The organism is Haloarcula amylolytica JCM 13557 (assembly GCF_000336615.1).
GTDB lineage: Archaea > Halobacteriota > Halobacteria > Halobacteriales > Haloarculaceae > Haloarcula > Haloarcula amylolytica.
On sequence record NZ_AOLW01000010.1, the window covers coordinates 205,028 to 223,323 of the forward strand.

Below are 18,296 nucleotides of genomic sequence, written 5' to 3' on the forward strand. Positions count from 1 at the left end.
CAAACGGTCACCAATCGGCCAGTCCGAGCGGGCCGAGGTCGACGTGGTCGGCGACGAGGCCGGCGGCTCGCTCGTACGGGTCGCCGCTCTCTCGCTCGTTTGCCGCTGGGGAGTCAATACCAGCACTCTCGAACGCATTTCGCACGAAGGCACCTCTGGCAATCTCGTTGACGAAGAGGTCGTGGAGGTATGTGCCGAGAACGCTGTCGGTCGCCGCCCCGTCGCCGTCGAACGGCCGGGCCGCCTCGTCGGTCAGCGTCGAGTCGCCCATGTGGATCTCGTAGCCCTCGACGGTCCCGCTCGCGCCCGAGAGCGGCCCGACGCCGTCGAGGTCCCGCTGGACGTGCTCGACCGTTTTCGATTCGCTGAACTCGGTCGTCACGGGGAGCAAGCCCAGCCCCTCGACCCGGTCCGTGTCGCCGGTCCCCTCGATGGCGGCGTTCGTAATTGCCTCGCCGAGCATCTGGTAGCCGCCACAGAGGCCGACGACGGGGCCGTCGAACGACTGGAGGCGGTCGCCAAAGCCCGCGTTGGTGAGCGCCAGCAGGTCGTCAACCGTGTTCTTGCTCCCCGGCAGGACCACCGCGTCGAACTCGTCGAGCGTGGCGTCGGGCGGAACGTAGGCCACCCTGACGCCGGGTTCGCGGGCGAGTGGCTCCAGATCGGTGAAGTTCGAGATGCGCGGGAGCCGCGGGACGGCGACGGTAATGCTCTCGTCGCCGGGGACGCCGTCGTCAGCGCCGACGACGGATCGCTCGCCGACCGGCGGCAGCGCGACGCTGTCCTCCTCTGGGAGCCCCGGGTCGTCGTACGGGAGGACGCCGAGAACGGGGACGCCGGTCCGGTCCTCGAACTCGTCGATGCCGGGGGCAAGCAGCGACCGGTCCCCGCGGAACTTCGTGATGACCGCGCCGGCCACTTGGTCCCGGATGTCGTCGGGGACCAGTTCCAGCGTCCCGACGAGCGAGGCAAAGACGCCGCCGCGCTCGATGTCGGCGACGAGCAACACGTCGGCGTCGGCGAAGCGCGCCGTTTCGACGTTCGCCAGGTCGCGGTCGTGGAGATTGATTTCTGCGATAGAGCCCGCGCCCTCGGCGACGATCACGTCGTGAGACTCGGTGAGTCGGCCGTGGGCCGCGCGAGCAACATCGAGGGCGTCCCCCCAGTGTTCGTCGTAGTACCCCCGGGCCTCAAAATGCCCGACCGCCTCACCGTCCAGAATCAGTTGCGACTCGCCGTCGCCCCGCGGCTTCAGCAGAACTGGATTGTGGTCGGTCGACGGCGCGACGCCGGCCGCGCGGGCCTGGACGTACTGCGAGACGCCGACTTCGCCGCCGGGTGTCGCCCGGGCGTTGTTGCTCATGTTCTGGGCCTTGAACGGCGCGACCGAGACGCCACGGTCGGCCAGATAGCGACAGAGCCCGGCCGCGACGGTCGACTTGCCGACGTGGCTCGCCGTCCCGGCGACCAGCAGCGTGTGGGCCATCAGGCTGTGTTGGGAGACGAACGCACTGGTGTCTTTCGCTCAGATCACTAAACCCATATCGATTTAATACTGCCCAATCAACTGAATCCGGATTAGCCGTTCACACGGTACTCAACGTGAAACGGTTTAACCAAAACAAGTAAACGATATCGGGTTGAGTCGATGACTATGTCGGAGCGATGGTGCGTCATCATCGGTGATGTCATCGAGTCACGGTCGGTCACAGATAGAGAGGCGTTGCGGGCGTCGCTCAATCAGGGCGTGTCACGAGCGACCGACGCACTCGCCGACCAGACGGTTGCGCCGTTCTCGGTGTTGAAGGGGGTTGACGAGGTCGGAGGAGTCATCAGAAACCCTGGACATGCTTACCGCGCTATCCGGGAAATCACCGAATCGATACACCCGACTGCGATTCGGTTTGCGGTTGTCCACGGAGAAGTTGACGTGGGGATGACAACGAGCGAGGTTTCAGAGATGGATGGCCCTGCGTTCCACAAAGCAGATACGTTGCTAGCTGACATCACGGAAAACGGTCGGGCCGTTGCGCTGCACGATCCTGTCGTGAAGTCTTGGCTACTTTCGCTGCTTGCCGACCAGATACACCTACTGTTTGCGTGGAAACAGGAATGGACGCCACACCAGGCGTCGATCGTTCGTGAGTACCGCGAAAGAAAGAGTATGCAGGCGTTGGCTGACGACCGAGACGTATCGATTCAGGCCGTCTCACAGACGCTTTCGCGGGCAAAGGCGGAGATGGTACTGTCAACCGAAGCAAATCTTGAAGCGGCCATGACAGAGGTCTGGGAATGAGTTCTGTGAGTTGGCGGACACCAGCGTCGGCCGTAGTCACAGTCGGTGCTATTCTTGGTCTTGTCTGGGCGACCGGTGATTTGATTTCGTCTATCTCATTTCGCTCAGCGGTCGTAGTTGGTGCCGGGTACGCTCTGTTGCTGTCGACAAGTGGGACCATGGTATCCGCTGCTCTCCAATACGCCGGTGCCGATGTGAGTGAAAAAGAAGCGGATACGGGACGTGCGGTCGGGAAAGTAGAGAATATTCTGATACTCACGTTGACGCTACTCGGCGCATACACGGCACTAGGGCTGGTGTTCACTGCAAAGTCAATTGTCCGCTGGCAAGACATCTCCAGTGGGAACACGACGTATTATCTCACGGGGAGTATCGCCAACGTGACGTACTCGCTAGTCTTCGGCGTCTGTCTTGACTATCTGCTTGGAACCGTCTAGAACTCCGTTCCCTTCCGCGCGCCCTGCCCGGCGTCGATGGGGTGTTTCTCCTTGTTGACTTCCGTTATGAGATCGGCATGGTCGGTCAGAAATTCTGGTCGCTCGTGCCCGCCCGTCAGGACCAGTTCGAGGTCGTCGGGCTTTGCTTCGATGAGCCCAATCACGTCCGCCGGATCGACGAGGCCGCGGTTCGCGGCGTAGAGAATCTCGTCGAAGACGAGCATATTGACGCCCTCCTCTGGCGGCCCGTCGGCGTCCCGCGGCGTCGAGAGGTCGGCGTCGGCGCTGGCCTGAACGAGTTCCTGTGCGCGGTCGAGTGCCCCCTTCGCGCGGGCCTCGTGCTCGTCGTCCTCGCTCCCGTCGAGGAAGCCGTGCCAGCCGTAGTGGCCGGCGTTCTCGTAGGAAAAGCCCGGGAGGGCGGCGATAGCGTTGTACTCCCCGCGCACGTCTTCGACGGTGCTGGTCCCGCCTTTCATGAACTGCAGGAGGTGGACGCGGTAGCCGTGGCCGACGGCGCGGGTCGCCATCCCCAGCGCCGCCGTCGTCTTCCCTTTGCCGTCGCCCCACCAGACCTGCACCAGCCCGAACTCCTCGGGCGCGCTCGGACTGATCGGTTCGGCGGTCGGTCCGGCCGTGTTGTCGCTCATGCCCCTCTGTTGGATCGGATTCTGTTTAGCCGTTCGGTCTCAAGGACCGCCGTCGGGAACCCCTCCCTCTTCACGGTTCGAAAACCTCAGTCTCGCGCTCTGTAACCACGCCGTATGCCGCATCCTCCACGGTCGGCAGGCTGTCGCCGTCGTAGCGGGCGGCGAGACTCGACCGGATAGCGTCGCGGACACAGACGCGAGCGGCGGCCCCGATTTCTGTTGCGCTGCCGGCGAACGGTGCGGACTCAGCGCTCGGGACACAGCCGACGATGGCGGCGTCTGAGGTGGTTCCGGGCACGCCCGCTGCGTCGAGTAGCGTCGCGGCCTTCGCCTCGACAGCCGTGGCGAGTAGCGTTGCCAGCGCGCCGTCGTCCAGCGCGCGGTCGACGCCGGCGACGAGATTGACCGTGCCGGGACGCCAGTCGGGGCTGTCTGCCGGATTCGATGCTGTTCCGTCGGAGTCGACCGCTTCGTCTGCTCCCGACATCGGCAACGCCGCGGGGTTCGAGAGGCCCGCGGTCGCCAGCACCGACACCGGGCCGCTCCGGGCACAGCGGGCGTGCTCCATATGCACGCCGGTGAGCAGCGCCGGGCCGAGGGGGAAACCGGTCGCGGACAGTCGCTCCGCACGGTAGGCGTCGAGGTCGGTCCGCTCGAACCCCTCGGGTACGGTGACGTTGTAGACGGCGTCTGCGGTCCGATAGCCCCCGTCCCACGCCGTCGAAAGCCATCGAGCACCCTCGCGGCGGAGCTGACAGACGCCGTCCCGAACGGTCGTCTCAAACATCCAGCGCGTCCAGCAGCCGGTCGTTTTCTCCGGGGGCTCTGACGGCGACGCGGATGTGCGAGTTCAGCCCGCGGAACGTCCGCGCGTCCCGGAGTGCGATACCAGCCTCGCGAGCCGAGGCAAGGATGTCGTCGACAGACTCGTCGGCGTCGCTGACCGACAACAACATGAACGGCGCATCGGAGGGGCACACGTCGAACCGTGTTTTCAGCCGCTCCCGCATCCGCACGCGCTCCTCGGCGACGCGGGCCTTCGTCTCCGAAACGAACTCGGTCTGTCCGTAGCAGTGTGTGCCGACCGCGGCCGCCGGCGCGCTCATCGACCAGGCGCGTCGCGCGGTTGCGAGTCGGTCACGGGCCTCGCCCGAACCGACGGCGTAGCCCATCCGGATGCCGGGGAGGCCGAACAGTTTCGTCAGCGAGCGCGCGACGATGACGCCCTCACGGCCCGCCAGCGACTGCTCGTCGGTAAAGCCGAGAAAGGCCTCGTCGACCAGCAGCGTCGTCCCAGCGTTGAGACAGTCGTCGGCGAAGGCCCGGAGCGCCGACGGGTCGGCCGCTTCGCCGGTCGGATTGTTCGGGTTGCAGACGATGGCGAGCGCATGACCGTACGGGTCGGCGGTCAGCAGGTCGTCGTGTGGGACGAACTCCGGCGTCCCGCCCTGGAGCCGGACCTCGCGGGCGTACTCGCCGAAACTGGGATACGGGACGAGGACGCTCTCGCCCGCCCGGACCGTCGTCTGGATCGCCAGGCGTATCGCTTCGAGGCCGCCGGCCGTGGGTATCACCTGCGCCGGCTCGCAGTCGACGAAGGCCGCTGCGGCCGCTCGGAACTCGGGGTAGTCGTCCGCCGGATACGAGCGGGCGGCCTCGAACGCCGCCCGGTACGTCTCCGCGGCGTCCGCCGGGACGCGGGGGTTCGTGTTCGCGCTGAAATCCAGCAGGTCCGGGTCGTCGCTGCTACCGTGTGGGACGCGCCCGTCCGGCCCGATGGCGTCCTCGGCCCCGTCGCCGCCACTCGCCCGCAAGCCCTCGACCGAATCAGGGTCCATTGACGGGGGCTACGGCGGGCGGTGTGGAGAAGGTTTCGCGGCGGTCGGCCTCCGCCCCCACGTCGTTACAGCCATTGCTCAGCCACGCGCGCGTCAGCGAGCGTGTTGACGTTGACCGCGACGCGTCGGTCCCGCGTGAGCCAGGCGTCGTCGGGGCCATCGCCGACGACGTTGACGCCCGTCGGCGCGACCTCCCTGTCGCCGTTTTCGAACGTCGTGTCGTCGCTGACTCCCAGCCCGCGCTTCAGCGAGGCCGGGACTAGAACCGTCAGCGAGCCCCCGTTGTGCTCGTCGAGCACGCGGTCCACTATCTCGCCGTCAAGCAGCGGCAGGTCGGCGGCGACGGTCAGCACCGGCCGGGCGAGTCGGCCGTCGGCCAGCGCGCTGTCGAGGTCGGCGACGTACCCCTCACCCGGCGTCTCGATACAGGGCACGTCCAGATGTGACTGCGTTTCCGGTGCGTTCGGCGACGTTACAGCGATAACTCTTTCGACAGAACTGTCTTCCAGTGCGCCGACGACCCGGTCGACCATTGGGACACCGCCGACCCGAAAGAGCGGTTTCTCGGCCTCGGTGTCCAGCCGCGTCCCGCGCCCGCCACACATCACCAGAGCGTCCATGCGAGCACCTCCCAGTCGACGAGCGGTACCGACCGGACGCCGCCGAAGAGCGACCACGCGGCGACGCCGACGTGGAGCGCGACGGCGCGCGTGAGTTCGTTGGCCGCGCCGAACGTGTCGCCGCTGACGCCGCCCAGTCGCCGGTCAGCCCAGCCAGAGAGGCCGAGAGCGAGCAGCGGGCCGGTCAGAACTGCGACTGCAGTGGACGGAACGGCGACGGCAGCGGCCGGGAGTGCGACGGCGAGCGAGCCGACGAGGTGGCGTGGGCTGTTCCCGTTGATAACCGTCGACCCGAATCCCTCATGGCTCGGGCGTCCGACGCAGGCCAGCGTCGCCATCGCGAGTTTCGCCCCCACCTCGGCGGCGAGGACCAGCGCGACAGCGACCAGCGGCGGGAGCCCGGCAGCGGCCAGCGCGCCAAACGCCAGCGCGAGGAGGACGGTCCCCAGCGCGAGGACGGCCCCGACGCCGACAGTCGTGTCCCGCATCACGTCGCGGCGCTCCGCGGGGTCGCCGTGGACGACAGCGGCGTCCCCGAGGTCGGCGAGGCCGTCGGCGTGGTTGACGCCGGTGACGAGGACGACACTTCCGAGGTACGCTGCGGCGACGACCGGGGCCGGGAGCAGGCTGGCGGCGAGGAACGGGAGTGCGACGAGGCCGCCGACGACGTAGCCGGCCAGCGGGAACGCCGCCGGCGTCCCGACGAAGGCCTCCCACGCCTGTTCGCTGTGGCCGACCGGAAGCCGCGAGAGGAACCCGAGCGCCCCCCGGACCGCGCTCAGAACCACGCGAGCACCCCCAGTCCAGACAGCAGGTACGCCAGCACCCCGGCGACGCCGACCCGCGTCACACTGCGCTGGGCCGTCGCCACGTCGGGGAGGCGTCCTGCGGGGTTCAGGACGTACACGCCCGGCTTTTCGAGTCGAACGTCCAGCGCCGCGGCGGCCGTCCCCATCGGCCACCCGGAGTTCGGCGATGGAACGCCGTCCAGCCAGTCCCGGGCTTGGGCCACCGACCGGGGCGACCCACAGGCGAGGGCGAGCAGGAGCGCACTCGCCCGCGCCGGGAGCCACATCACGGCGTCGTCGAGCCGCGCCGCGGGCGTCCCGACGCGTTTCGAGCGGTAGCCAAGCATCGAGTCCATCGTGTTGACGGCCTTGACCCAGGCCGCTGCACCGACAGCGACGGGAAGCGCTGGAAGGCCGACGCCCGTAGCGGCGGTTCCACCCAGGACGAACGCGGCCAGCGACGCGACGAGCCCGTCGGCGAGATTCTCTGATGTGCTCTCGACGGCGGCGCTGCGGACCTCGCCCGCAGAGAGCGCGCTGGCGTCGCGACCAGCAAGTGCGAGCAGCCCGTCCCGAGCAGCCGGGAGGTCAGTGTCGCTGTCGGCGATGACGCCCCGAGCGGCCGAAAGGAGACTGCGAAGGCTCGTGGTCAGGAACAGCGCGAGGCCGGCGAGGGCTGCGGCGGCCAGCGGTTCGCGAGTGGTAGCGAGTGCGACGCCTGCGCCGACCAGCGTGGCGGCTCCGAGCGGCAACAGCGCCGCGGCGAGCGCCCCGACCGCAAGCGGGTGGTCCCACTCGCGGTCGACCGCCCCGACGAGCCGTCCGAACCACGCAACGGGATGCAAGCGGGTCGGCGGCTCACCGATTGCGAGTTCCAGCCCGCCGGCGACGGCCACCGCCAGCGCGCTCAACACAGCGTTCCCTCCCGGAGCTTCTCGGCTATCGCCGGCAGCGAGTGGTCCTCCAGCAGAATCGACTGCGCGCCCACACGGCCCGCGCCGCCGTCCGTTCGGGCGTCGTCGCCGACGTGGACGAGGTCGGCAAGCGCCACGTCGAGTGCGTCGGCAGTTGCCTCGAAAATATTCGGATGCGGCTTCCGCCAGCCGCAGCCGACGCTGGTGACGACGGCGCCGAAGGAGTGGTCGCGCTGCGATTCGATAGCCGCTCGCTCCAGCGTTCGCTCGACCAATCCCGGGACGCTGCAGTTCGAACAGACAGCGACCGGACCACGCTGTGCTGCGGCGTCCAGCGCGTCGATGGCTCCCTCGCGGACCGTCACCGGGCTGTCGAAGGCATCGAGGACGGCCTCGGTCGCCGTCTCCGCAGCAACCTCGACTCCGCGGCTGGCAAGCGCGAGGCGAACGTGCTCGTCCAGCGGCGCTTCCCGGCCGCGGTCGTACTCGCGGTGGGCCGAGCGATAGGCGTCCTCCCAGTCGTCGGGTACCCGAACCGACCGGGCCGAGAGCGTCTCCGCAACGGCGTCCCACGGCTCTGACGGCCGGTCTGCCGCGACGAGCGTCCCGAACAGGTCGAACGAGAGTGCCACGTTTGTGTGGTTAGTGCAAGCTCACTTGAACTGTGGGGGTCGGATCAGGAACCGCCGTGGGACTCGGTGCTGCTGTCGGGCCGTTCAGACCGGTCGAAACCCAACCACGGCGGACGCCCACCGACAGAGCGGCAGTAGCGAAGACCTGGCTTGAGGCATTCCAAACCGTTTATACCTAAACAGGGGTAATCCGGCGGTATGGCAAGAGAGCAGACCGAAGTTCGAGAGCTCGACGAAGGAAGCTACGTCATGATCGAGGACACGCCGTGTAAGATCAACTCTTACAGCACGGCCAAGCCGGGCAAGCACGGCAGCGCCAAGGCCCGAATCGACGCCAAGGGCGTCTTCGACAGCAAGAAGCGCTCGCTGTCCCAGCCTGTCGACGCAAAGGTCTGGGTCCCGATTGTCAACCGAAAGCAGGGGCAGGTCGTCTCTACCGACGGCAACGACGCTCAGGTCATGGACCTCGACACGTACGACACGTTCACGATGCGGGTCCCCGAGGACATCGACCTCCAGCCCGACGACGAGATCGAGTACCTCCAGTACGAGGAACAGCGCAAGATCACACGCTCGTAACGATGTTGCCCGGTGCGGGGGCCGACCGCGGGGCGGCCGACTACGCGCTCGTGGGTGCACCACTCGACGCGTCGACGTCGTTTCGCCCCGGGACACGGTTCGGCCCACGCCGCATCCGCCAGTTCGGCCAGCAGTTCGACGATTACGACCACCGCACCGGCCAGCACTTCACTGACTGTTCTGTCTACGACCACGGCGACATCGGCCCCACGGCCGACGTTGCCGAGTACCTCACTTTCCTCCAGGGCACCCTCTCAGATTTCGATAGCGAGGGGGCCGTCCCGCTCGTCGTCGGCGGCGAACACACCGTCTCCGTCGCCGGCGTGCGCGCCCTCGACCCCGACGTGTTCGTCTGTCTGGACGCGCATCTCGACCTGCGCGAGTCCTACGCCGGCGACGAGTACTCCCACGCGACGGTGACCCACCACGCGCTTTCGGTGGCTGACGAAGCGATTGTGCTGGGCGCACGCACTGGCTCGGAAGCCGAATGGGACCGCGCGAACGAAGCCGACGTGACCGTGGTTCCGCCCGAGGACGTGGCCGACTGGTCGCCCGGGTTCGACGACGAACGGGTGTACCTCTCAGTCGACATCGACGCCGCCGACCCCGGGTTCGCGCCGGGCACCGGGACGCCGGAACCGTTCGGCCTCGACCCGCGGGAGATGCACACCGTGGTCAGAGCCGTCGCACCGCAGGCCGTCGGCTTCGACGTAGTCGAGGTCAACGACCGCGACGACGGTCAGACGGCGACGCTGGCCGCGAAACTCCTCCGGGCGTTCGTGTTCGCCCACGCGGACCAGCGCTGAGCCGAAATGTATCGGGGAATATTCTCGCCGTCGGCTTCAGCAGACAACTCGGTGGATGTCCAGCGGCGACGCTCGCCGGACAACCGCGTCGACTGGGTCGGCGACAGCCGAGAGGTTGTCTGAGTCGCCGTCGAGGACCAGCAGCGCGGCCCGGCGGCCGGGTTCGATGACACCGCAGTCGAGGCCGACCGCTTCGGCCCCAGCGGTCGTGGCCATCCGAAGCACCGTCCGCGAGGGGAGGTCGAACGTCTTCGCGGTGTACTCCATCTCACGGAACATAGATGGTGCATTGAGCATCACATTATCAGTCCCGAGTGCCACGTCAGTGTACTCCAGAAGCGTCTCGATCGGCGGTCGGCCGACCTCAAGGACGCGGTTCGCACGGGGACAGACCGCGATAGGGACGTCCTGATCGGCCACCCGTTCGAGGTGTTCTGCTTCGGCATGGACCATGTGGACCAGCAGGTCCGGCTCCAGATCCAGCGCCGGGTGTATGTCAGTGGCGTCCGGTTCGCCGGCGTGGATAGCGAACGGGACCCCGCGCTCCTCGGTGGCGGTCCGCCGCGCGGTGAAATCGTCGTCGTTCGCGCCGCTGGCACCGAACCCGTCGGCCACGTCCAGCACCGCAGCGTCATCGCTCCCGAAGATGAAGTCCTCGATATCCAGCCCCTCGGCGGCCTCACGTAGCGCACGCGCCCCGTCGACGCCGAACTCGCGGAAGTCGAGAAACGCCGCGGTGCCGGTTCGCTGCATGAATCGAAGTGTGCGGTGCATCGCGGCAATCAGCGTCTCGTCGTCGGCCGCTGCGATCTGCTGGTGTTTCAGGCTGTCCGGTGGTACCACTGCCTCCTCCAGGCCGAGACCGACAGCGGCCTCCTTGGCGACTGAGTCGCCGACGTGCGTGTGGGCGTTCACGAACGCCGGCAGGACAATGCGGTCGTGGTCGCTCTCGCGCTCAGACGTCTCCTCGATGGCCGTTATGTAGCCGTCCTCGACGACAACGCTGCCGTGGACCGGCTCGAACGACCGCCCGGCGAGGACGGTCCCCTCGATAGCCTCCATATGGGAGCGAGGGGGCGGAGCTATATGTGTCTCATGGAGGCACAATCTCGCCACATAGCACCGGGCCGCGGTAGACTGATGCGGCCGGCGCCGGACAGTTCGAGTATGAGTGGCAGTACCACAGTTTCCGAGGGCCGCGCGCTGTCGCCAGACGACTGGTCCCATCCGGCGGAGCGACGCTACGCGGACGCACAGGCCCGTCTCGCGGACCACTACGACCTCGCCGTCGAGTCCAGAGTGACCGAGACGGACGCCGCGGGTCGCGTTCACTATCTGGTCGGTGGGAATCAGGACGGCGACCCACTCCTCCTCCTTCACGGGGTCGGGACGCCGGCGGCGACGTGGCTCCCGCTGTTCCCGGCGCTCACCGACGAGTACCGCGTGTACGCTCCCGACCGGCCCGGCCTCGGCCTCTCGGCCGCGCCGAGCTACCGGGACCGGGACCTCCGTTCGTATCTGGTCGCATACTTGCTGGAACTGCTCGACGACCTCGCTATCGACCGTCCCCACGTCGCCGGTAACTCTCACGGCGGCCTGCAGTCGCTTCTGCTCGCAATCGACCACGACCGTGTGGACCGACTGCAACTGGTCGGCGCGCCGGGCGGCGTCTCGCGGGACCTCCCGCTCCTGTTTCGTCTGCTGACGGTTCGCGGCCTCAACCGGGTCCTGCTGTGGCTGCTCAGCCGCGGTGACCCGGTCGAGAACGCGAGACAGTCGATGCAGCGGGTCAACGTCGTTGACGCCTCAGCGATACCCGACGTGTTCTACGAACTGCTCGCCGCCGGCCAGGATCTGCCCGGCCGGCCGGAAAGCCAGCGGTCGCTGGCGACTGCCCAAGGCTCGTACGGCCGTGCCCACCCGTTGTTCGATATTCGGGACGAAATCGTAAGCGTCGACCGCCCGACGCAGTTCGTCTGGGGGACGGAGGACGCCTTCTACCCGACAGATGTGGGCCGCCACGTCGCGGAAAAGATGCCCGACGCCGAGTTCCACGAACTCCCGGGACACGGCCATACGCCGTGGCTGGAACCGGGTGACGAAGTCGCTGGACTGGTCCGTGGGTTCTTCGATAGGTGAGCGTTTTCACTATATTACATCGTAAACAACGACTCAGTGTCAGTGCTGTTCGGACCGCCGTGGCCGTCGCCACTCGCTCGCCATCCGACACAGCAAGTAGTCTTTTAGTAAACAGGCCATCTCGGTTGGGAGCATGGACCAGCTATCGTCGTGTTACTTCTGTGGCGGCGCGCTCGATGTCTCGCTCTCCGAATACCCGATTATCCCGAAATCGCTGGACCCGGAAGCCGAGAAACAGGGGACCGTTGTTCTCTGCTCGACCTGCCGAGAGAAGCTCGCAACCATCGTCGAACCGGCCGTCGAGGCGGCGAAGGCGGACGCCCGCGAGACAGCGGAAACGGCTGGCGACGCCGGGACCACGGAGCCGCCGGGACTGCTGGACGATTCTGGAACGCCGGCAGGCGACGCACAGGCGACCACCGACAGCGTGGTCGAGCCAGCCGACGACGGCTCGCTGCTGGGTGACGACGGCGGGAGCGCGGCGGGACAGGAACAGTCGGCGCAGTCAGCGGCGACGACGGAGGCGACTGCGGAGCCAGATGCAACGAACGCGGCCGCGTCGGACACCACGGACGGGCAAGCGGCGGAGCCGACCGAGTCGAGTGACTCGGCGGCGAACACTGGGAGCGAGGACACCGAGCGCGGTACGGACAGCGACGACAGCGCTGATGGCCCCTCGCTGACGAAACTGGAGTACAACAAGGTGATGCGCCTCCTCCAGAACCGCGAGATGCCCGTCGACCGTGCGGAAATCCGCGAAGTCGCGGTCAACGCTTACGACATCGACGGGGAGCAGTTCGACGCCATCATCGACGCCGCGGTGGACCGGGACCTCATCGGCCAGGAAAACGGCCAGCTGGTCGAATCGGACGGGTAGCCCGACGCCGGTAGAGAAAAGCATACCACTGGCCCTCTCGAAGCCCGCGCCATGAACGCAGGCAACATCGCGACGCGTCTCGACGACCGACTCGACACCGCGGCCTACGCCGACATCGACGCCAGTCCGAACGGCCTGCAGGTCGGGCCGGCGAGCCAGCCGGTCGAGCACGTCGCCTTCGCAGTAGATGCGGCCGTCGAGACCATCGACCGCGCCGCCGACGCGGGCGCTGACCTGCTCGTGACCCACCACGGCATCGTCTGGGGCGGGATGGAGCGCGTGACGGAAACCAACTACCGCCGGGTCGCACCCCTCATCGACAACGACCTCGCGCTGTACGTCGCGCATCTCCCGCTAGACGGCCATCAGTCGCTCGGCAACGCCGCCGGCGTCGCGGACCTGCTGGACCTCGACAACCGCGCGCCGTTCGGGTCGATGGGCGGCGAGCACATCGGCCAGCGTGGCTCCCTGCAAGAACCACAGACGATCTCCGAACTCGCCGAAACCCTCGAAGGAAATGTCGATACCGGCGGGCAATCAGTGCAGGTACTGGACTTCGGGCCGTCGACTATCGAGGACGTTGCCATCGTCACCGGCAGCGGCGTCGACTGGCTACAGGAGGCAGTCGAGACGGACGCCGACGTGCTCATCACCGGCGAGGGGAAACAGCAGGCCTTCCACGAGGCGCGCGAGCAGGGACTCCACGTCATTCTCGCCGGCCACTACGCGACGGAGACGTTCGGCGTTCAGTCGCTCCAGACCGTCGTCGAGGACTGGGGGCTGGAGACGACCTACATCGACTGCCCGACCGGCCTCTGAGGCGATGGCAGATGTCGTTTCGTACGAGGGCGTTAGCTCGGATGCGGACCTCATCGCTTGGTCGCAACAGTACTGTCGACGGGTCCGCCGTGAGCGCGGTGTCTCGATTCGGTTCGACCTCGTCGACTGGGCGGTGTCCCACCGAGCCAAGCGTCGGGCCGCCGCGGTCAAGCGGCCGAAGCTGGACGATGCGACCGTCGGCGACCGGTACGACTGGGACAGTATCGACGGGAGCGACGGCCGCCCGCTCCCGTGCACGGTGTCGCTGACATGGGACGCGTTTTCGGCCTTCGAGCGGGACGCCTGGGAGGCAACACTGCGCCACGAACTCATTCACGTCGAGCAATATCAGCGCGACGGGACGACCGACCACGGCCGGGCGTTTCGAGAGCGGGCCGACCAGCTCGACACCGACGTCCACTGTCCGGCCTTCTCCGATCCCAAGCACGTCCTCACCTGCGGGGCGTGTGGGGACCTCGTCGCCCGCCGCTATCAGGACTGCACGCTCGTCGAGCGACGCGAGCAGTACCGGTCTGACTGCTGTGGGGCCTCACTGGAACTGGGCTGACTACAGCAGGAACCTGATGGCCCAGAGGACGCCCATCCCGGTCACCATCGTCGCGAACACGTCCTCGGTCCGCCAGGCGACGCCTGCCGCGAGCGCTCCGGCGACGAACTTGTCTGCGGCGAAACTACTGGCGTCGAGTGTCACGAACGAGGGGAGGACGAGCGCGGCGAGGACGGCGGCGGGGACGAACCGCAACACCCGCTCGACGACCGGCGGAATCTCGTCCAGCCGACCGAACAGCGCGATGAACGAGAGGCGACAGGCGTAGGTCAACACGCCGATGACAGCGACGACGCCGGCTATCTCAACCGGGCCGTAATTAGTTGCCATCGGTCCCTCCCGTGGCGGATTCCGTGAGAACGCCAGCCGTGATGCCAACGCCGGCCGCGACGAGCAGTCCGAGATTGAGCGGGAGGCCAGCGCCGACGACGGCGACGGTTCCACCGACGACAGCGGCGATGCCGGTCGCTGCGTCTTCGATTGCTGGGACCAGAATCGCGAGGAAGACGAGGGGGATAGCGAATTCGAGGCCCCAGGCGTCGGGGACGCCGGTGCCGAGCAGCGCCCCGGCGATAGTCGTGACCTGCCACACCGCCCAGAGCGTCACGGCGACGCCGAGGTAGTACCACTTCCGGTCCGTTTCACGGTCTGACCGGTAGCTGGCGACCGACAGCGCGTACGCCTGGTCGGTCAACACGTAGGCGAGCACTGCCTTCCACCGGCCAGTGAACTCCCGAAAGTACGGGGCAATCGACGCCGAGTACATCAGCAATCGGAGGTTGATGACGACGGCCGTTGCGACGACGACCGTCAGCGGTGCGTTCTGTCCCAGCAGTTCAAGCGCCGCGAGCTGTGATGCGCCGGCGAAGACGACCACCGACAGCCCGACTGCGGTCGGCAGCCCCAGCCCGGCGTTGACGGTCGCGATGCCGGCAACGAGGCCAAACGGAATAATTCCTAGCAGCAGTGGCGCAACATCCCGAACGCCGCGCCTGAACGCAGCAGTATCCATAGCTCCCAATCCAACGCAGGGGCGTCTAAGCCCTCCGTTTCAGCCGCGGTGTGTGACGGCACGTCGATGCATGGGCCGTCCGCGGTGTGTGACGGCACGTCGACACACGGCCTCTACCCGTCACGGCGAACCACGACGTTGAAACCCGCCGCCATTCGACTGCATGGTAATGAGCGACCACACCGACGAGCGGGAGACGTTCCATCACGACCCGATCGGGCACGCGGAAGCCCGGGCCGGAATGACGGTCGGCGAACTGGCTGACAGCTACGGCGAGGCCGGCATCGGCGCGAGCGACATCCACGAGGCCGTCGACATCTACAGCGAGATGCTCGACGACGACGTGACGACCTTCTTCGGCCTCGCCGGTGCGATGGTCCCGACGGGAATGCGGGCCATCGTCAGCGAACTCATCCGCGACGGCCACATCGACGTGCTCGTGACGACAGGGGCGAACTGCACCCACGACAGCATCGAGGCCATCGGCGGCAAGCACCACCACGGCGAGGTCACGCCCGAGGGGCAGACAGAGCGCGAACACGACGAGACGCTCCGTGACGAGGGCGTCGACCGCATCTACAACGTCTACCTGCCTCAGGAGCACTTCGCCCTGTTCGAGAACCACCTCCGGGACGAGGTGTTCTCGACGCTGGAAGACGAGGGCGCGGTCTCAATCCAGCGCATGACGGAGGAACTGGGCCGGGCCAACAGCGAGGTCAACGAGCGCGAGGACGTGCCTGAAGATCCCGGTGTGCTGGCGGCGGCCTACGAAAACGACGTCCCGGTGTACTGCCCGGCCTTCCAGGACTCCGTGCTGGGCTTGCAGGCGTGGATGTACTCCCAGACCAGCGAGTTCACGGTCGACGCGCTGGCGGACATGACACAGATTACCGACATCGCGTACGAGGCCGACAGCGCCGGTGCGATGGTCGTCGGCGGCGGCGTCCCGAAGAACTACGTCCTCCAGACGATGCTGGTCTCGCCCGACGCCTACGACTACGCCGTCCAGTTGACGATGGACCCGTCTAACACCGGCGGCCTCTCCGGCGCGACGCTCGACGAGGCTCGCTCGTGGGGGAAACTTGAAAAGGACGCCCGGAATGTCTCGGTGTATGCCGACGCGACGATTACACTCCCGCTGGTCGTGGCCGCGGCCCGCGAGCGGCACAGCGCGTAAGCGTGACCACGCCGGCGTAACCGGCTACAGACCTGGCCGGTGGGAGCCATTTCTACGGAGAGGCATATATCCCTCATATAAACGGTCTTTCACGACCGCTCGGCAGCCGTACATAGCATGTCACGGTACATCGGCCGACGGACGTTCGTCGGAGGGACGGCGGCGACGCTGGCAAGCGTGGGACTCGTGGGGAGCGCAACGCCTCAGGAATCGGATGATACTGACACAACCAACAGTGACGCGGACGACAGCGAGCGCGAAGCGATGACTGACGGCACGACCCTCATCGCCCATCGCGGGTTCGCCGGCGTCTACCCGGAGAACACGGAGTTAGCCGTCGAGGCTTCGTCGTTCGGTGGCCCGGGAGCCCAGACGGCCCACCGACGCGCCGACATGATCGAGGTCGATGTCGTGCCGACGGCCGACGGCACGCTCGTCACCTTTCACGACGACGGGCTGGCCGAACGCGACGGCGGCGAGCGCGGCCTGACCGACGCTGATGGGCTCGTCTTCGAGACCGACACCGATACTGTGACCAGCGCGACTGTTCTCGGCACCGGGGAGACGGTTCCGACGCTCGAAACAGTCATGGACTCGATTCCGCCGAGCGTCGCCGTCAATCTGGAGTTCAAGAACCCCGGCAGTCAGGACCTCCGTTTCGCTGAGTCGCTGTCCGAGTCGGAACTATCAGCGCAGCGAGCGGTGTGGCGGCCCTACACCGAGCGCGCGCTCGACCTCGTTAGCGAGTACGACAACGACATCCTCGTCTCGTCGTTCTACGAAGCTGCGCTCGCGACCGTCCGCGACTACGACGACTCGGTCCCCGTTGCCTTCCTCTTCTGGGACGACATCGAAGAGGGGCTGGAAATCACCCGCCGCTACGACTGTGACGCGATGAACGTTCCCCAGCATATGGTTCAGGGAACGGCTTTCTTCAACGACAGCGACTACACCGACTCCGACCTGAGCGACATCGACCTCGCCGAAGTCGCTGCCGACGAAGACCGGGACCTGAACGTCTGGACGGTCAGTACGTGGTATCAGGCCCGCGAACTGGTCCGGGCCGGCGTCGACGGGCTCATCTCCGACTACCCCAGCGTGCTCTCCGTTCAGGACTGACGGCGGATCTCGTTTTCGTTGTGTTTCCTCAAAGAGCCAGAAAGCCCCGGCCGGCTCCGGTCGAGGGCCTCGTTGCGCGCTTCTCCGCTCCCTACGGTCGCTCATGCAGTGCTTACAGCGGGAGCAAGGCGAAAGCCCACCCCTTCAGGGGTGTGGATGAAGCCGACAACCCGGCAGCTTCGCCTGTAGCCTCACTCAGCNACCAGTGACACTGTATGCATGACCACACCGAGGCGGATCAGCCGCCCAGATAAACGGATAATATCGGGATTCGGGCCACGCTACGTCCACCTTTTCGGGCCGCTGGCTGTGGATTCCGACACACGGTAACTCTGAATCCCATACCGGGGATAGGAGTAACGGCGGCTTGGCCCCGCCAGGAGTCCGGTCATGCCGACCTGGCTACAAACCTGAAACTCCCAACCTAGCGGTGCGGTGCCGCGGGAATCCCACGCCTGAAGGCGTGGGAGGAGGTCAAGGAACACCGATGTTCCGGTGCTATCACATCTACGATTCTGTGGACGGTACACCGTCCCAATTCAGAAGCGTCTGTGGGGATGCCGCACTGGCAAGACCGAGCGTAGTGGTTCAACTGCTGCGAGCGTCAGAGGGTATTTGCTGTCCGCGTGGCGACGCTTCCTCTGTCGGTCTAACTCTGTCGCAAGTCGAGCAGCGGGAGTTCTGATAGACGTGTATCCCAATGCAGTAACTGATGTCGACGATCTATATCACAGCTCCACAAGACGCTGCAACGGAGATCGCGCAGACACTCGTTGAGGAACGACTTGCTGCGTGTGTGAACCGCGTGGCCTGTGACTCGATATATCGGTGGGAAGGCGAAGTCCATACCGATGCTGAGACAATCCTCCTGGCGAAGACGACAGCCGACCGGTATCCCGATCTTCGCGACCGGGTTGTCGAGTTGCACCCCTACGAGGTCCCGTGTATCGAACGCTTTGACGAAACTGATATTTTTGCGCCCTTTTCGGACTGGCGAACCAGGAACGTGGACGCTGAATAACCGCTGA

22 protein-coding genes are annotated in these 18,296 nt (G+C 66.6%); 11 read left to right on the top strand and 11 right to left on the bottom strand.

Going from position 1 to position 18,296, the window contains the following annotated elements:
* Nucleotides 1–7: 7 nt before the first annotated feature.
* Nucleotides 8–1,486: a cobyric acid synthase gene (locus C442_RS04560; protein ID WP_008308201.1), complete on the bottom strand. Its 1,479-nt coding sequence runs from the start codon at nt 1,484–1,486 to the stop codon at nt 8–10.
* A 168-nt stretch (nt 1,487–1,654) separates the two neighbouring features.
* Here C442_RS04560 and C442_RS04565 point away from each other — a divergent pair, with 168 nt between their 5' ends.
* Both C442_RS04565 and C442_RS22570 read left to right on the top strand, forming a co-directional pair.
* Nucleotides 1,655–2,296, top strand: a complete 642-nt coding sequence (locus C442_RS04565) for a SatD family protein (RefSeq protein WP_049942825.1) — start codon at nt 1,655–1,657, stop codon at nt 2,294–2,296.
* A 194-nt stretch (nt 2,297–2,490) separates the two neighbouring features.
* Entirely contained in the window at nt 2,491–2,733 is a 243-nt protein-coding gene (locus C442_RS22570; protein WP_239642255.1) for a hypothetical protein, read from the top strand.
* Here C442_RS22570 and C442_RS04575 read toward each other — a convergent pair.
* The 7 genes from C442_RS04575 to C442_RS04605 form a co-directional block, all read right to left on the bottom strand.
* Complete coding sequence (locus C442_RS04575; RefSeq protein WP_008308206.1) at nt 2,730–3,380, bottom strand: cob(I)yrinic acid a,c-diamide adenosyltransferase; 651 nt, start codon at nt 3,378–3,380, stop codon at nt 2,730–2,732. The genes C442_RS22570 and C442_RS04575 overlap by 4 nt on opposite strands.
* Before the next feature lie 70 nt (nt 3,381–3,450).
* A complete protein-coding gene (locus C442_RS04580) occupies nt 3,451–4,167 on the bottom strand; it encodes an adenosylcobinamide amidohydrolase (RefSeq protein ID WP_008308207.1) in 717 nt (238 codons plus the stop codon).
* Nucleotides 4,160–5,218, bottom strand: a complete 1,059-nt coding sequence (locus tag C442_RS04585) for a threonine-phosphate decarboxylase (RefSeq protein ID WP_008308208.1) — start codon at nt 5,216–5,218, stop codon at nt 4,160–4,162. Before C442_RS04585 ends, C442_RS04580 begins: the two co-directional genes overlap by 8 nt.
* A 65-nt stretch (nt 5,219–5,283) precedes the next feature.
* A complete protein-coding gene (locus C442_RS04590; RefSeq protein WP_193363400.1) occupies nt 5,284–5,823 on the bottom strand; it encodes an NTP transferase domain-containing protein in 540 nt (179 codons plus the stop codon).
* Nucleotides 5,823–6,626, bottom strand: a complete 804-nt coding sequence (gene cobS, locus C442_RS04595) for an adenosylcobinamide-GDP ribazoletransferase (protein WP_008308210.1) — start codon at nt 6,624–6,626, stop codon at nt 5,823–5,825. Before cobS ends, C442_RS04590 begins: the two co-directional genes overlap by 1 nt.
* Nucleotides 6,617–7,540 (bottom strand): CobD/CbiB family cobalamin biosynthesis protein, encoded by a 924-nt coding sequence (locus tag C442_RS04600; RefSeq protein WP_008308211.1) that lies wholly within the window; start codon nt 7,538–7,540, stop codon nt 6,617–6,619. The genes cobS and C442_RS04600 overlap by 10 nt, the downstream gene beginning before the upstream one ends.
* Nucleotides 7,534–8,172 carry an HAD family hydrolase gene (locus C442_RS04605; RefSeq protein WP_008308212.1) on the bottom strand — a complete coding sequence of 213 codons (639 nt, stop codon included), beginning with the start codon at nt 8,170–8,172 and terminating at the stop codon, nt 7,534–7,536. The genes C442_RS04600 and C442_RS04605 overlap by 7 nt, the downstream gene beginning before the upstream one ends.
* A 198-nt stretch (nt 8,173–8,370) precedes the next feature.
* Between C442_RS04605 and C442_RS04610 the strand changes: the two genes are divergently transcribed.
* Both C442_RS04610 and speB read left to right on the top strand, forming a co-directional pair.
* On the top strand, nt 8,371–8,751 hold the full coding sequence (locus tag C442_RS04610; RefSeq protein ID WP_008308213.1) for a translation initiation factor IF-5A: 381 nt from the start codon (nt 8,371–8,373) through the stop codon (nt 8,749–8,751).
* 2 nt (nt 8,752–8,753) lie between these two features.
* Nucleotides 8,754–9,557 carry an agmatinase gene (gene speB / locus C442_RS04615; protein ID WP_008308214.1) on the top strand — a complete coding sequence of 268 codons (804 nt, stop codon included), beginning with the start codon at nt 8,754–8,756 and terminating at the stop codon, nt 9,555–9,557.
* Between the two features lie 36 nt (nt 9,558–9,593).
* Here speB and C442_RS04620 read toward each other — a convergent pair whose 3' ends face one another.
* Nucleotides 9,594–10,619: an amidohydrolase family protein gene (locus tag C442_RS04620; RefSeq protein ID WP_008308216.1), complete on the bottom strand. Its 1,026-nt coding sequence runs from the start codon at nt 10,617–10,619 to the stop codon at nt 9,594–9,596.
* Nucleotides 10,620–10,724: 105 nt separating this feature from the next.
* Between C442_RS04620 and C442_RS04625 the strand changes: the two genes are divergently transcribed.
* The 4 genes from C442_RS04625 to C442_RS04640 all read left to right on the top strand — a co-directional run bounded on the left by C442_RS04625 (nt 10,725) and on the right by C442_RS04640 (nt 13,960).
* Entirely contained in the window at nt 10,725–11,696 is a 972-nt protein-coding gene (locus C442_RS04625) for an alpha/beta fold hydrolase (RefSeq protein ID WP_008308218.1), read from the top strand.
* A gap of 133 nt (nt 11,697–11,829) precedes the next feature.
* Nucleotides 11,830–12,573, top strand: coding sequence for a prolipoprotein diacylglyceryl transferase (locus C442_RS04630; RefSeq protein ID WP_008308220.1), 744 nt, complete (start codon nt 11,830–11,832; stop codon nt 12,571–12,573).
* A gap of 51 nt (nt 12,574–12,624) precedes the next feature.
* Complete coding sequence (locus C442_RS04635; protein ID WP_008308225.1) at nt 12,625–13,392, top strand: Nif3-like dinuclear metal center hexameric protein; 768 nt, start codon at nt 12,625–12,627, stop codon at nt 13,390–13,392.
* Between the two features lie 4 nt (nt 13,393–13,396).
* The gene (locus tag C442_RS04640) at nt 13,397–13,960 is read left to right on the top strand and encodes a SprT family zinc-dependent metalloprotease (protein ID WP_008308226.1); all 564 of its coding nucleotides are present in this window, start codon (nt 13,397–13,399) and stop codon (nt 13,958–13,960) included.
* Here the strand turns inward: C442_RS04640 and C442_RS04645 are convergent, their stop codons facing one another.
* Entirely contained in the window at nt 13,961–14,290 is a 330-nt protein-coding gene (locus C442_RS04645) for an AzlD domain-containing protein (RefSeq protein WP_008308227.1), read from the bottom strand.
* A complete protein-coding gene (locus C442_RS04650) occupies nt 14,280–14,972 on the bottom strand; it encodes an AzlC family ABC transporter permease (RefSeq protein ID WP_008308228.1) in 693 nt (230 codons plus the stop codon). The genes C442_RS04645 and C442_RS04650 overlap by 11 nt, the downstream gene beginning before the upstream one ends.
* A 169-nt stretch (nt 14,973–15,141) precedes the next feature.
* On the opposite strand from C442_RS04650, the gene C442_RS04655 reads away from it, so the two are divergent.
* The 3 genes from C442_RS04655 (at nt 15,142) to cutA (ending at nt 18,289) form a co-directional block, all read left to right on the top strand.
* A complete protein-coding gene (locus C442_RS04655) occupies nt 15,142–16,149 on the top strand; it encodes a deoxyhypusine synthase (protein ID WP_008308229.1) in 1,008 nt (335 codons plus the stop codon).
* A gap of 117 nt (nt 16,150–16,266) precedes the next feature.
* Nucleotides 16,267–17,268 carry a glycerophosphodiester phosphodiesterase gene (locus tag C442_RS04660; protein WP_008308230.1) on the top strand — a complete coding sequence of 334 codons (1,002 nt, stop codon included), beginning with the start codon at nt 16,267–16,269 and terminating at the stop codon, nt 17,266–17,268.
* Between the two features lie 712 nt (nt 17,269–17,980).
* The gene (gene cutA / locus C442_RS04665; protein WP_008308231.1) at nt 17,981–18,289 is read left to right on the top strand and encodes a divalent-cation tolerance protein CutA; all 309 of its coding nucleotides are present in this window, start codon (nt 17,981–17,983) and stop codon (nt 18,287–18,289) included.
* Nucleotides 18,290–18,296 lie beyond the last annotated feature (7 nt).

Bases quoted from the DNA above. Each gene is read 5' to 3' on its own strand.
- C442_RS04560 (WP_008308201.1), bottom strand. From the start codon at position 1,486: ATGGCCCACACGCTGCTGGTCGCCGGGACGGCGAGCCACGTCGGCAAG.
- C442_RS04565 (WP_049942825.1), top strand. From the start codon at position 1,655: ATGTCGGAGCGATGGTGCGTCATCATCGGTGATGTCATCGAGTCACGG.
- C442_RS04575 (WP_008308206.1), bottom strand. From the start codon at position 3,380: ATGAGCGACAACACGGCCGGACCGACCGCCGAACCGATCAGTCCGAGC.
- C442_RS04580 (WP_008308207.1), bottom strand. From the start codon at position 4,167: ATGTTTGAGACGACCGTTCGGGACGGCGTCTGTCAGCTCCGCCGCGAG.
- C442_RS04585 (WP_008308208.1), bottom strand. From the start codon at position 5,218: ATGGACCCTGATTCGGTCGAGGGCTTGCGGGCGAGTGGCGGCGACGGG.
- C442_RS04590 (WP_193363400.1), bottom strand. From the start codon at position 5,823: ATGTGTGGCGGGCGCGGGACGCGGCTGGACACCGAGGCCGAGAAACCG.
- C442_RS04610 (WP_008308213.1), top strand. From the start codon at position 8,371: ATGGCAAGAGAGCAGACCGAAGTTCGAGAGCTCGACGAAGGAAGCTAC.
- speB (WP_008308214.1), top strand. From the start codon at position 8,754: ATGTTGCCCGGTGCGGGGGCCGACCGCGGGGCGGCCGACTACGCGCTC.
- C442_RS04620 (WP_008308216.1), bottom strand. From the start codon at position 10,619: ATGGAGGCTATCGAGGGGACCGTCCTCGCCGGGCGGTCGTTCGAGCCG.
- C442_RS04625 (WP_008308218.1), top strand. From the start codon at position 10,725: ATGAGTGGCAGTACCACAGTTTCCGAGGGCCGCGCGCTGTCGCCAGAC.
- C442_RS04630 (WP_008308220.1), top strand. From the start codon at position 11,830: ATGGACCAGCTATCGTCGTGTTACTTCTGTGGCGGCGCGCTCGATGTC.
- C442_RS04635 (WP_008308225.1), top strand. From the start codon at position 12,625: ATGAACGCAGGCAACATCGCGACGCGTCTCGACGACCGACTCGACACC.
- C442_RS04640 (WP_008308226.1), top strand. From the start codon at position 13,397: ATGGCAGATGTCGTTTCGTACGAGGGCGTTAGCTCGGATGCGGACCTC.
- C442_RS04645 (WP_008308227.1), bottom strand. From the start codon at position 14,290: ATGGCAACTAATTACGGCCCGGTTGAGATAGCCGGCGTCGTCGCTGTC.
- C442_RS04650 (WP_008308228.1), bottom strand. From the start codon at position 14,972: ATGGATACTGCTGCGTTCAGGCGCGGCGTTCGGGATGTTGCGCCACTG.
- C442_RS04655 (WP_008308229.1), top strand. From the start codon at position 15,142: ATGAGCGACCACACCGACGAGCGGGAGACGTTCCATCACGACCCGATC.
- C442_RS04660 (WP_008308230.1), top strand. From the start codon at position 16,267: ATGTCACGGTACATCGGCCGACGGACGTTCGTCGGAGGGACGGCGGCG.
- cutA (WP_008308231.1), top strand. From the start codon at position 17,981: ATGTCGACGATCTATATCACAGCTCCACAAGACGCTGCAACGGAGATC.